Consider the following 12,705-nt stretch of genomic DNA (forward strand, 5'->3'; position numbering starts at 1 on the left):
GGATATCGCGGCGCAGTTATCGCGATCCAGGGCATTGAACCCGGATCCGCTGGCTGTGTCTCTATCGTCATCCTACCGAATTCGGAGCTGGTCAGGTCGTGCGCATCCCACCCGGAGCCGCGCAGAATCTGGGCTTATCCGTAAAATGTCGGTTTTTTTCCACAGATGTTGGGGATAACTTGGCCACTCCACGTTACAACGAGGCGTCCATCCGCGTCCTGAAAGGGCTGGAGCCCGTGCGGCAGCGCCCGGGCATGTACACCCGCACAGAAAACCCCCTGCACATCGTGCAGGAAGTCATCGACAACGCCGCGGACGAGGCCCTGGCCGGCCACGGCAAGCAGATCCTGGTCACGCTGCACCTCGACGGCAGCGTCTCGGTCGAGGACGACGGCCGCGGCATTCCGGTCGGCCTGCACCCCGAGGAAAACGCCCCGGTGGTCGAGCTGGTCTTCACCCGGCTGCACGCGGGCGGCAAGTTCGACAAGGCAGGCGGCGGCGCCTACGCCTTCTCCGGCGGCCTGCACGGGGTCGGCGTGTCGGTCACCAACGCCCTGGCCACCCGGCTCGAAGTCGTGGTCTGGCGTGACGGCGCGGTCAACCGCCTGGTGTTCAAGGGCGGCGACGTCGCCGAGCCGCTGGCGCCCTACGATCAGGGCGGCCGCAAGAAGTCCGGTACCCGCGTGCGGGTCTGGCCGGACGCCAAGTATTTCGACAGCCCCAATATTCCGCTGGGCGAGCTGACCCACCTGCTGCGCAGCAAGGCCGTGCTGCTGCCGGGCGTGAAGGTCTCTCTGGTCAACGAAAAGACCGGCGACACCAAGACCTGGCAGTACCAGGACGGCTTGCGCGGTTACCTGTCCGAGGCGCTGGCGGGCGCCGAACTGATGGTGCCGTTCTTCGAGGGCCAGCAGTACGCCGGCGCCGACCACGAAACCTTCGCCGAAGGCGAGGGCGCCCAATGGGTGGTGGCCTGGACCGAGGATGGCAATGCGGTGCGCGAGTCGTACGTCAACCTGATCCCGACGCCGGCCGGCGGCACCCATGAATCGGGGCTGCGCGAAGGCCTGTTCGGCGCGGTCAAGGGCTTCGCCGAGCTGCACAGCCTGCTGCCCAAGGGCGTCAAGCTGCTGCCCGAGGACGTGTTCGCGCGCGCCAGCTTCGTGCTGTCGGCCAAGGTGCTGGACCCGCAATTCCAGGGCCAGATCAAGGAACGCCTGAACAGCCGCGACGCCGTGCGGCTGGTGGGCGGGTTCGCCAAGAGCGCGCTCGATCTGTGGCTGCACAGCAATGTCGAATACGGCAAGAAGCTGGCCGAGCTGGCCATCCGCCAGGCGCAGGCGCGCCAGCGCTCGGCGCAGAAAGTCGAAAAGCGCAAGAGCTCCGGCGTGGCGGTGCTGCCTGGCAAGCTGACCGACTGCGAATCCAGCGACGCTAGCCGCACCGAGGTCTTCCTGGTCGAGGGCGACTCGGCCGGCGGTTCGGCCAAGATGGGGCGCGACAAGGAATTCCAGGCCATCCTGCCGCTGCGCGGCAAGGTGCTCAACTCCTGGGAAGTCGACCGCGACCGCCTGTTCGCCAACAACGAGATCCATGACATCTCCGTGGCCATCGGCGTCGATCCGCACGGCCCGGGCGATACGCCTGACCTGTCGGGGCTGCGCTACGGCCGCATCTGCATCCTGTCGGACGCCGATGTCGACGGTTCGCACATCCAGGTGCTGCTGCTGACGCTGTTCTACAAACACTTTCCCAAGCTGGTCGAGGCCGGCCACGTCTACGTCGCCAAGCCGCCGCTGTTCCGCCTGGACGTGCCGGCCCAGGGCAAGCGCCCGGCGCGCAAGATCTACTGCCTGGACGAAGGCGAGCTGGAAGCCGCGCAGGACAAGCTGCGCAAGGAAGGTTCGCGCGAAAGCAGTTGGTCGGTCAGCCGCTTCAAGGGCCTGGGCGAAATGAACCCCGAGCAGTTGTGGGAGACCACCATGAATCCGGACACGCGCCGGCTGCTGCCGGTGGGCTATGGCGACCAGACCCCCGAAGACACCACCCGCATGTTCGACATGCTGATGGGCAAGGGCGAGTCCTCGCAACGCCGCGCCTGGATCGAAGAGAAGGGCAACCTGGCGGAGCTGGACATCTGATGACGTTGCCCCCGTCTCCGTTGCCGTGCGCCACCATGGCGGTCGACCTGACCGCCGACGACTACGCCGAATTCGCGGCCTACGTGTACAGGCGGCCCGAATTGCGCCGCCGCCGCTACCTGTCGCACCTGCGTTTCGCGGTGCTGATGGTGGTGGTGCTGCTGGGCTATCTGGTCTGGCAGACCTGGGACGGGCACGGCCCGAACTGGAGCGCGCTGCTGCCGGTGTACTTCGAAGGGCTGGCAGTCGGCCTGGGCATCCTGGCGCTGCTGGCGCTGGCCTACGAGTTCCTGCTGCCCGGGCTGGTGCGCATGAACACACGGCGCATGCTGGCCAAGCGGCCGGACGGACTGTTCCTGGGGCGTCACCAACTGGTTTTTGGCGCCGGCGGCATCGAAGACAGCATCGCCGACGCTTGCGGCCGCATCGACTGGGACGACGTGCGGCGGGTCGAGGAAACGCCGCAGCATCTGTATGTCATCCTGGGGACGTTGCAGGGCGTGATCATCCCCAAGCGCGGGCAGGACGCCGCCACGCTGGACGCGGTGCGCGCCCAGTTGCGCGCGCATGTGGCCGATGCCCAACTGCTGGGCGCCGCGCGTCCCCAATGACGCCGTTTCAATGAATTTGTCTACCTGAAACCATCATGACCGACAGCAATCAACAAGGTTTGTTCGACGCCGCGCCCGACGAGGGCGGCGGCGATGCCGCCATCACCCTGGCGCGCTATGCCGAACAGGCCTATCTGGACTATGCAGTGTCCGTGGTGCGGGGGCGGGCCCTGCCCGACGTCGGCGACGGGCAGAAGCCCGTGCAGCGCCGCATCCTCTTCGCCATGCAGGCCATGGGGCTGGCGGCTGGCGCCAAGCCGGTGAAGTCGGCGCGCGTCGTCGGCGACGTGCTTGGCAAGTACCACCCGCACGGCGACCAGGCGGCCTATGACGCCATGGTGCGCATGGCGCAGGACTTCTCCCTGCGCTATCCGCTGATCGACGGCCAGGGCAACTTCGGCTCGCGCGATGGCGACAACGCCGCCGCCATGCGCTACACCGAAGCGCGCCTGACGCCGATCGCCAAGCTGTTGCTGGACGAGCTGGACGAAGGCACGGTCGATTTCGTGCCCAACTACGACGGCAGCCAGCAAGAACCGCAGATGCTGCCGGCGCGCCTGCCGGTGATGCTGCTGAACGGCGCCTCCGGCATCGCGGTCGGCATGGCCACCGAGATTCCGCCGCACAACCTGCGCGAAGTGGCGCAGGCGTGCGTGGCGCTGATCAAGCAGCCGCAATTGCCGGACGCCGAGCTGTTCGGCATGATCCCCGGCCCGGACTTCGCTGGCGGCGGCCAGATCATCACGCCTGCCGCCGATATCGCCCAGATTTACGCCGGGGGCCGCGGTTCGCTCAAGGTGCGGGCGCGCTGGCAGTTCGAGGAAATGGCGCGCGGCCAATGGCAATTGGTGGTCACCGAGCTGCCGCCGGGCACCTCGTGCCAGAAGGTGCTCGAAGAGATCGAGGAAATCACCAATCCCAAGGTCAAGAGCGGCAAGAAGAGCCTGACGCCCGAGCAGACGCAGGCCAAGGCCGTGATGCTGAACCTGCTGGACGCGGTGCGCGACGAATCGGGCAAGGATGCCGACGTGCGCCTGGTGTTCGAGCCCAAGACCTCGCGCGTCGATCGCGACGAATTCGTCAACACGCTGCTGGCGCAGACCAGCATGGAAAGCAGCGCCTCGGTCAACCTGGTCTGCATCGGCACCGACGGCCGTCCGCGCCAGAAGGGGCTGCGCGACATCCTGACCGAATGGCTGGCGTTCCGCACCAATACGGTGCTGCGCCGCACCCGCTTCCGCCTGGACAAGGTGATCGACCGCATCCACGTGCTGGAAGGCCGCATGCTGGTCTACCTGAACGTGGACGAGGTGATCCAGACCATCCGCGAATCGGACGAACCGCGCGCGGCGCTGATGGAGCGCTTCAAGCTGTCCGAACGCCAGGCCGAGGACATCCTCGAAATGCGCCTGCGCCAGTTGGCACGGTTGGAAGGCTTCAAGATCGAGCAGGAACTCGAAGACAAGCGCAAGGAGCAGGTGTCGTTGCAGGAGCTGATGGACAATCCCAATACGCTCAAGCGCCTGTTGATCAAGGAAATCGAGGCCGACGCCAAGCAGTATGGCGACGACCGCCGCACGCTGATCGAGACCGCCGAGCGCGCGGTGCTCGAAACCAAGGTGCTGGACGAGCCGGTCACCGTGATCGTGTCGCAGAAGGGCTGGCTGCGCGCCCGCCAGGGCCACGGCCATGACGCCTCGCAGTTCGGCTTCAAGCAGGGCGACGACCTCTATGGCGCCTTCGAATGCCGCACCACCGATACGCTGATCGCCATGGGCGACAATGGCCGCGTCTATTCGGTGGCCGTGTCTGGCCTGCCGTCGGCGCGGGGTGACGGCCAGCCGGTCACCACCATGATCGACCTCGAAAGCGGCACGCGTATCGTCCACACCATCGCGGCGGCGGCCGACAGCCGCTGGCTGCTGGCCACGCGCGGCGGCTATGGCTTTGCCGCCAGGCTGTCGGACATGACCAGCCGCCAGCGCGCCGGCAAGCAGTTCGTCACGCTCGAGCCGGGCGACGAACTGCTGCGTCCGGTGCCGCTGTTCGAGGGCGCCACGCAACTGGCGCTGTTGTCGCAGAAGGGCAAGTTCCTGGTGTTCGGCCTGGACGAACTCAAGTCGCTGTCCGGCGGCGGGCGCGGCACCATCCTGATGGGCCTGGACGGCGCCGACAAGCTCGACCAGACCGTGCCGATCGGCGCGCTCGGCCTGCGCGCGGCGGGCATCTACCGCAACAAGCACACCGAGGACATTCTGGCGGGCGCGGCGCTGGCGGTGTACGTCGGCAAGCGTGCGCGCAAGGGGCGGGCGCTGGACGTGCGGCCCAAGCAGCCGCTGCTGTCGCCGGTGCTGGGCTGATCGCGGCCTGGTTGGCGATTTCCATGAACGGCGAACCCTGCGGGGTTCGCCGTTTTTTTTTACTGGGCGCGGACTTGACCCTGGCCGGGCGCCCGATATTTAATAGATAGATCAATCAGTCTATTAATTTATTCGCCCACGCAACATGCGCAAAATCGACCCCGCCCGGCAGCAGGAGCGGCGCCGCCAGATACTCGCCGCCGCCGCCGAGTGCTTCGCCGAGAACGGCTTTCACGCGACCTCGACCGCGCAGATCTGCGCGCGCGCGGCAATGAGCCCGGGCAACCTGTTCCATTACTACGCCAGCAAGGCCGAGATCATCGAGGCCCTGGTCGCGTCCGACACCGACGCGCTGCGCGAACGCCGCCAGGCCGGCGCCGCCCGGGGCGATGCGCGCGCCGCCTTGGTCGACTGGATCGACGAAAACCTGGCGCGGTATCGCGAGCCGGGCTATGCGCGGCTGGGCATGGAAATCCTGGCCGAAGCGGTGCGCAATCCGCGCGTGCACACGCTGGTCATGGCCAACGAAAGTGAGCGCAAGGCGTCCCTGACTGCGCTGCTGGCGGCCGTCTGGCAAGGCGTGTCGCGGGATGCCCTGCCGCGGCCCGTGGGGGAAATGGCTGATGGGCTGTTGCTGCTGCTGGACGGCATCTACAGCCGTTCGGTGGTGGATCCGCAATTCGACGCGGCGGCGGGCGGCAGGCTGCTCGACGCGGTATTGCGGGACTGTCTGCCGCCGGTGGCGGGCAGGGCGGGAGAACAGTCATGAGCGCCGCCGCAAGCGCCGTCGGGATGGCGCCGCCCCGCCTGGCGCAGGTGGACGCGTTGCGCGGCTTCGCGCTGTTCGGCATCCTGGTCGTCAACATCGGCGTGTTCGCCTCGCCGTTCTACGCCAACGGCATCGTCGATCCCGCCTTCTCGGGCCCGTGGGATGTGGCGGTGCGCTGGCTGGTGGCCTGGCTGTTCGAGACCAAGTTCTACCTGCTGTTCTCATTCCTGTTCGGCTACAGCTTCACCTTGCAGATGAGCGCCGCCGAACGCGGCGGCGCCGCCTTCGGGCCGCGCTTCTTGCGGCGCCTGGCTGGCCTGGCGCTGCTGGGGCTGGCGCACGCGGTGCTGTTCTATCAGGGCGATATCCTGCTGACCTATGCTCTGCTCGGCCTGATGCTGATGGCCTGCCGCCGCATGGATCCGGGCCGTGCCTTGCGCCGCGCGCTTTGGCTGATCGGGCTGGTGTCGCTGGCCTGGGTCCTGCTGGGGGCGTTGAGCCTGCTGGATGCCACCGGCACCGTCGCATTGAGCCGCGCCGCCGACGTGGCTTCCGTGGCCGATTCGCTGGCCGCCATCGAGGCCTATCGCGGCACCATCGGCAGCACCGTCGCCCGCCATTGGCATGAGCTGACCTCCGGCATCTGGGGCGTGATCCTGCTGGTGCAGGGGCCGTTCGCCTTCGCGATGTTCCTGGTTGGCTACGCCCTGGGCCGGCGTCAGGCGCTGGCCGATCCGTGGCGCCAGCCCCGCGCGCTGTGGCTGCTGTGCGCGCTGGGGGCGTTGCCCGGGCTGGCAGGCTCCGCCGCCTATGCGGCCACCGCCTTGCCGTCGATGTCTCCGCTGTGGGAAACCCCGGGCCTGGCGCTGGACCTGTTCACGGCGCCGCTGTTGAGCATGTCATACGCGGCGGCGCTGCTGCTGGCGATGCGCACGCGGCCGGGCGCGGCGCTGGCGCGCACGCTGGCGCCGGCCGGCCGCATGGCCCTGAGCAACTACCTGATGCAATCGGTGGTGTGCGCCTTCCTCTTCACCGGCTGGGGGCTGCGCCTGTCGGGCAGCGTATCGCCGGGCGTGGGGCTGCTGATCGCCGTGGCGATCTTCCTGGCGCAACTGCCGCTATCGGCGTGGTGGTTGCGGCGCCACGCCTACGGCCCGGTCGAATGGCTGCTGCGTGCGCTGACCATCGGCGCCTGGCCCGCGTGGCGCCGCCCGCCGGCGCGGCAGGCCGGCTAGCGGGGGCCTGGGTCGTGGCGGTTCAGCGGCCGCTGCTGGCGATGGCGGCATCGATGGCGCCGGCCAGGCGTTCGGTCAGTTGATCCAGCTCATCGTCCGTGATGATGAAGGGCGGGGCCAGCAGCACGTGGTCGCCCTGGCGGCCGTCGATGGTGCCGCCCATCGGATAGACCATCAGGCCGCGTGCCATGGCTTCGCGTCTGATACGCGCGTGCAGCGACAGCGCCGGGTCGAAGGTCGCCTTGCTGGCGCGGTCGTTCACCAGCTCCACGCCCATGAACAGGCCGCGGCCGCGGATGTCGCCGACGTGCGGGTGCGCGCCCAGCGCCTGCTGCAGACGCTGGCGCAGCCCCTCGCCCTGGGCGCGCACGCGCGCCAGCAGGTTGTCGCGCTTGATCACCTGCTGCACCGCCAGCGAGGCGGCGCATGCGGTGGCGTGGCCCAGGTAGGTGTGGCCATGCTGGAAGAAGCCGCTGCCCTGCTGCATCGCCTGCACGATGCGTTGCTGCGCCATGACCGCGCCGATCGGCTGGTAGCCGCCGCCCAGGCCCTTGGCGATGGTGATCAGGTCGGGCGTGATGCCTTCCTGTTCGACGGCATAGAGCGTGCCGGTGCGGCCCATGCCGCACATCACCTCGTCGGCGATCAGCAGTACGCCATGGCGGTCACATACTTCGCGGATGCGGCGGAAATAGCCCGGCACCGCGGTTACGGCGCCCGAGGTCGCCCCCACCACCGGCTCGGCGACAAAGGCCATCACGCTTTCGGGACCGAGGCGCTGGAAGGTCTGCTCCAGTTCCTGCGCCAGTCTTTCGGCGTATTGCTCATCGGTTTCGCCAGCATGCTGGTCGCGATAGGCATAGCACGGCGAGACGTGGGCCACGTCGATCAGCAGCGGGGCGAACTGGGCGCGGCGCCAGGCGTTGCCGCCCACCGCCAGCGCGCCCAGCGTGTTGCCGTGATAGCTCTGGCGCCGCGCCACGATGTGGCGGCGTTGCGGCTGGCCGATCTCGACGTAGTACTGCCGCGCCATCTTCAGCGCGGCCTCGATCGCCTCCGAGCCGCCCGAGACGAAGTAGGCGTGCGAGGTGCCGGCCGGCGCGTCGGCCACCAGCGTCGCGGCCAGTTGCTCGGCGACCTCGGTGGTGAAGAAACTGGTGTGGGCGTACGCCAGCGCGTCGATCTGCGCGTGCATCGCGGCCTGCACCTCGGGATGGTTGTGCCCCAGGCAGGAGACCGCCGCGCCGCCCGAACCGTCCAGGTAGGCGCGGCCCGCCTGGTCATACAGCCAGGCGCCCTGGCCGCGAACCGCGACCGGGGGCGTGCTGCGCAAGGAACGATGAAGGACTCGGGTGGGGGGCATGGCGGGGAACTCCGGAGCTGGCAAGGCGATAAAGGGGGGGATGGGGGGGTAAGGGCCTGGAAATCGTGCGCGGTCCGGTCATGCCGGACGCGGCGCCGTGCCGCGCCCGCGCGGCGGCTCGTGCCAGTAGGCGCCATCGGCCCGCAGGCGCGCCTCGATCTCGTCCAGGCGTTGCAGCACCTCGTCGCCGCCACGGGCCGCGAGCCGCGCGATCACATGCTCGGCCAGGCCCAGCAGGCCCGCGGTGCTGTGGAAGAACGAAGCGGGATCCCGCGCCTCTTTTTCATCCGGTACGGAGTCGGCGGGGCGGGCGAAGCGCAGCACATGGCTGGCGATTCGCGCCAACGGACTGGCGTCGCTGTCGGTCAGCGCCAGCACCGTGACGCCGCGCGCGGCGATCTGGCGGGCCAGGCGCACCGTCGTGGTGGGATAGGGGGCCTGCGAGACCACCACCAGGGCGTCGCCGGCTTGCAGGCTGTCGGCGTCTTCGCCCGCCGCGCCGCCCAAGCCATCGATCAGGATGCCGTTGCGGCGCAGCAGGTGGTAGGCATAGCGCATCTGGAAGGCGATGCCGAAGGCCGAGCGCGTTCCGAGGAAGGCGACCTGGCGCGCCCGCAACAGGGTATCGACGGCGGCGTCGAACGCGGCCGCGTCGTTGGCTTGCCATACCGAGCCCAGGGCCGCCGTCTGCCATTGTGTCAGCGCATCCTGCGCCGGGCCGCCGGCCTGTTGGGCGTGCGAGGCCTGCAGGCGCGCCGCGCGTTCGCGCAGGCCGTCATCGGCAGCGCCGGCCAGCGCGCGCTGGAATGGCGCGCGGAAGGTTTCGTAGCTGTCATGCCCGGCCGCGCGCGCCAGGCGCAGCATGGTGGCGGGGGAAACGCCCACTGCCTGCGCCTGCCGCCGCATCGACCACAGGCCCACTTCGGCCGGATTGGCCAGCACCCAATGAGCGGCGCGCTGCAGTTCGGCGGGCAGCGTGGCGCTGAGGCGGCGCAGACGGGCTTGCAGTGGCGCGATCATGGAGGGGGGAAGGAAGCAGCGATAAAACAAATGCTACAACCAACTGGATGAAAAGAAAAACAGATGTTTTATTTGCGAGATGTAGAACGATTCCGGCAAATCGTAACGGCCGCCGTCCCCCGGGACGCCCTCGGCAACTTGACAGCGGAATGCGCGGAAATGATTACAAAATGGGGGGCAATCCGGTTTGACATGGGGATAGCTCACTCATATCATTCGTACAGAAATCAATTTAGCTGAACTAATTCAGTCATGAATAAACAGACCGTAACCGAACCCGCGCAGCAATATGACCTGCGCATCCTGCGGGCATTGCGCCGGATCACGCGATCCATCGCGTTGCATTCGCGCCAGTTGTCCGCGGTAAGCCACATCACCGCGCCGCAGCTGATGTGCCTGCGCACGGTCATCGCGAACGGGCCGCTGACGGCCACGGCGATCAGCCGCGAGATCCATGTCAGTCCCAGCACGGTCGTGGGCATTCTCGACCGCCTGGAAGACAAGGGCCTGATCCGCCGCGAGCGCGGCCGCGAAGACCGCCGCATCGTCTTCGTGACCGCTACCGATGCCGGCCGCGAGCTCGCGCAGCAAGCGCCGTCGCCGCTGCAAAAGCACCTGGCCGACGCACTCAATGCGTTGCCGGAGCTGGAGCAGGCCACCATCACCCTGTCGCTCGAGCGCATTGTTGCGCTCATGGAAGAAGAGGGCGGGGTGGCGACGGAACCCCCGGGCGACGTGCCGTCGCCCATCCTCGAGGTGCCCACCGGTGGCGCGCCTCCCGAATCGGGACTGGTTGTATGAGAGCCAACGAACTTCACGACACCCCTACGAACTCAAGTGCCGTGGCGCCGGCGGCGGGCAGCAAAACGCATCTGTTGCGTGAGCCCCGCCGCAAGGACGGCGCCGCGATCCACCAGCTCATTTCCGAGTGCCCGCCACTCGACCTCAATTCCCTGTACGCGTACCTGCTCCTGTGCGAGCACAACCGCGGCACCTGCGTCCTGGCCGAAAGCGCCGGCGGACGCATCGATGGATTTATCTCCGCTTACGTGCTTGCCGACAGGCCCGACGTGTTGTTCGTCTGGCAGGTCGCCGTGCACACCCGCGCACGCGGCCAACGGTTAGGCCGCGCCATGCTCCGGGCGCTCTTGCAACGCGAGGGGCTCGCGCATGTTCGTCATCTTGAAACCACGGTGGCGCCTGACAACCAGGCTTCGCGCCGCACTTTCGCCGGCCTGGCCGCGGAGCTGGGCGCCCACGTCTGCGAGCAGCCGTTCTTCGACCGGCAACTGTTCGGCGGCGCGGACCATGACGACGAGATGTTGTTGAGGATAGGCCCGTTCACCCTGCCCGCGCCTTAGCGCGGCAACGCGGTTCCTGTCGAAAACCGGGATGGTTCTGACGCATCCGGATGCGCCTGGCGCGCATGCGGAAGGTGTCTTGCTGTCTGTCAACTTATGAGATGAAAGGGAGGATTAATCACATGGACTTGAAAATCTTTGACCGGATGGAGTCGGAAGTACGGGGCTATATCCGGTCGTTTCCCGTGATCTTCAGTCAGGCCAGGGGCTCGACGCTGGTGGACGAGAACGGTGGCGAGTACATCGACTTCTTCAGCGGCGCGGGCACGCTGAATTATGGCCACAACAATCCGATCCTCAAGGAAAAACTGCTCGAGTACGTACAGGCCGATGGCGTGGTGCATGGCCTGGACATGGCCACCAGCGCCAAGAAGCGCTTTCTCGAGACGGTCGACCGCGTGCTGCTCAAGCCGCGCAACTGGCAATACACCCTGCAATTCACCGGCCCCACCGGCACCAACGCGGTCGAGGCGGCGCTCAAGATCGCGCGCCAGGTGAAGGGGCGTCCCAATGTGATTTCCTTCACGCACGGTTTTCACGGCGTCAGCGGCGGCTCGCTGGCGGTGACCGCCAACATGAAGTTCCGCGACGCCTCCGGCTATCCGCTGGCCAACACCACCTTCATGCCCTATGACGGCTACTTCGGCCCGGACGTGGACACCATGGCCTATCTGGAGCGCATGCTGGAAGATCCCAGCAGCGGCATGGACAAGCCCGCCGCCGTCATCGTCGAGACGGTGCAGGGCGAGGGCGGCGTCAACGTCGCCACGCTGCGCTGGCTCAAGGAACTGGACAAGCTCTGCAAGCGCCACGACATGCTGCTGATCGTGGACGACATTCAGGTCGGCTGCGGCCGCACCGGCACCTTCTTCAGCTTCGAGGCCGCCGGCATCCGCCCCGACATCATCACGCTGTCCAAGTCGCTGTCCGGCTTCGGCCTGCCGATGTCGCTGGTGCTGATGAAGCCCGAGCTCGACGTCTGGAAGCCCGGCGCCCACAGCGGCACGTTCCGCGGCAACAACCTGGCGTTCGTCACCGCCACCCAGGCGCTGGAAACCTACTGGGCCAACACCGCTTTCACCGCCGAGATCCAGCGCAAGGAGCGCCTGGTGCGCGACTGGCTGGAAAACCTGGTGCACAGCTATCCCAACGCCGGTCTGTCGGTGCGCGGCCGCGGCCTGATCCAGGGCCTGGTGAGCAACGCCACCCCGGCCCTGGCCAATCGCATCGCCGCCCACGCCTTCAAGCGCGGCGTGGTCATCGAGACCTCGGGCGCGCATGATGAAGTGCTCAAGCTGCTGCCGGCCCTGACCATCGAGGAAGAGCTGCTGTCCAAGGGCCTGGAAGTGATCGAGGCCAGCGTGGCCGACGCGCTGGGTGAAGAAGGGCAGTCCGCCCGCATCCTGAAATTTGGAGGAAAACGTCAATGATCGTACGCAATGTCAAAGATGTGATCGGCACCGCCGACGAAGTCCGCACCGACACCTGGGTCAGCCGCCGCGTGCTGCTCAAGAAGGACGGCATGGGCTTCTCCTTCCACGAGACCACCATCTTCCCCGGCGGCCGGACGCACATCCATTACAAGAACCACCTGGAGGCGGTGTGGTGCATCGAGGGCGACGGCTCCATCGAGACGATTGCCGACGGCAAGAAGTACGAACTGGGCCCCGGCGTGGTCTATGCCTTGAACGAGCATGACGAGCATTGGCTGTGCGGCGGCAAGGAGCCGCTGCGCGTCATCTGCGTCTTCAACCCGCCGCTGACCGGCCAGGAAGTGCATGACAAAGAGGGCGTCTACGCCCTGCCTGAAGCCGAAGCCCAAGCGGCCTGATACAAGGAGGTTCG

At 67.4% G+C, this 12,705-nt stretch carries 11 protein-coding genes; 9 read left to right on the forward strand and 2 right to left on the reverse strand.

What is annotated here, in order from left to right; all coding sequences use genetic code 11:
- Positions 1-179: 179 nt before the first annotated feature.
- The 5 genes from parE (at position 180) to ACN6O8_RS09010 (ending at position 7,116) form a co-directional block, all read left to right on the forward strand.
- Positions 180-2,141, forward strand: coding sequence for a DNA topoisomerase IV subunit B (gene parE, locus ACN6O8_RS08990; protein WP_427990723.1), 1,962 nt, complete (start codon positions 180-182; stop codon positions 2,139-2,141).
- Complete coding sequence (locus ACN6O8_RS08995) at positions 2,141-2,752, forward strand: YcxB family protein (protein ID WP_427990724.1); 612 nt, start codon at positions 2,141-2,143, stop codon at positions 2,750-2,752. Before parE ends, ACN6O8_RS08995 begins: the two co-directional genes overlap by 1 nt.
- A 35-nt stretch (positions 2,753-2,787) precedes the next feature.
- Positions 2,788-5,112, forward strand: coding sequence for a DNA topoisomerase IV subunit A (gene parC / locus ACN6O8_RS09000; protein ID WP_427990725.1), 2,325 nt, complete (start codon positions 2,788-2,790; stop codon positions 5,110-5,112).
- A 145-nt stretch (positions 5,113-5,257) separates the two neighbouring features.
- Entirely contained in the window at positions 5,258-5,881 is a 624-nt protein-coding gene (locus ACN6O8_RS09005) for a TetR/AcrR family transcriptional regulator (protein ID WP_427990726.1), read from the forward strand.
- Positions 5,878-7,116: a DUF418 domain-containing protein gene (locus ACN6O8_RS09010; protein WP_427990727.1), complete on the forward strand. Its 1,239-nt coding sequence runs from the start codon at positions 5,878-5,880 to the stop codon at positions 7,114-7,116. The genes ACN6O8_RS09005 and ACN6O8_RS09010 overlap by 4 nt, the downstream gene beginning before the upstream one ends.
- Positions 7,117-7,138: 22 nt before the next feature.
- Here ACN6O8_RS09010 and ACN6O8_RS09015 read toward each other — a convergent pair whose 3' ends face one another.
- Positions 7,139-8,479 carry an aspartate aminotransferase family protein gene (locus tag ACN6O8_RS09015; protein WP_427990728.1) on the reverse strand — a complete coding sequence of 447 codons (1,341 nt, stop codon included), beginning with the start codon at positions 8,477-8,479 and terminating at the stop codon, positions 7,139-7,141.
- 78 nt (positions 8,480-8,557) lie between these two features.
- Positions 8,558-9,499 (reverse strand): MurR/RpiR family transcriptional regulator, encoded by a 942-nt coding sequence (locus ACN6O8_RS09020; protein WP_427990729.1) that lies wholly within the window; start codon positions 9,497-9,499, stop codon positions 8,558-8,560.
- A gap of 252 nt (positions 9,500-9,751) precedes the next feature.
- Between ACN6O8_RS09020 and ACN6O8_RS09025 the strand changes: the two genes are divergently transcribed.
- The 4 genes from ACN6O8_RS09025 to ACN6O8_RS09040 all read left to right on the forward strand — a co-directional run bounded on the left by ACN6O8_RS09025 (position 9,752) and on the right by ACN6O8_RS09040 (position 12,691).
- Positions 9,752-10,300: a MarR family winged helix-turn-helix transcriptional regulator gene (locus ACN6O8_RS09025; protein WP_427990730.1), complete on the forward strand. Its 549-nt coding sequence runs from the start codon at positions 9,752-9,754 to the stop codon at positions 10,298-10,300.
- Positions 10,297-10,860: a diaminobutyrate acetyltransferase gene (ectA, locus tag ACN6O8_RS09030; protein WP_427990731.1), complete on the forward strand. Its 564-nt coding sequence runs from the start codon at positions 10,297-10,299 to the stop codon at positions 10,858-10,860. Before ACN6O8_RS09025 ends, ectA begins: the two co-directional genes overlap by 4 nt.
- 122 nt (positions 10,861-10,982) lie before the next feature.
- Positions 10,983-12,290: a diaminobutyrate--2-oxoglutarate transaminase gene (ectB, locus tag ACN6O8_RS09035; protein WP_427990732.1), complete on the forward strand. Its 1,308-nt coding sequence runs from the start codon at positions 10,983-10,985 to the stop codon at positions 12,288-12,290.
- Positions 12,287-12,691: an ectoine synthase gene (locus ACN6O8_RS09040; protein ID WP_006387829.1), complete on the forward strand. Its 405-nt coding sequence runs from the start codon at positions 12,287-12,289 to the stop codon at positions 12,689-12,691. Before ectB ends, ACN6O8_RS09040 begins: the two co-directional genes overlap by 4 nt.
- Positions 12,692-12,705: the final 14 nt, after the last annotated feature.

Source organism: Achromobacter sp., from assembly GCF_050285565.1.
Taxonomy (GTDB): Bacteria; Pseudomonadota; Gammaproteobacteria; order Burkholderiales; family Burkholderiaceae_B; genus Achromobacter.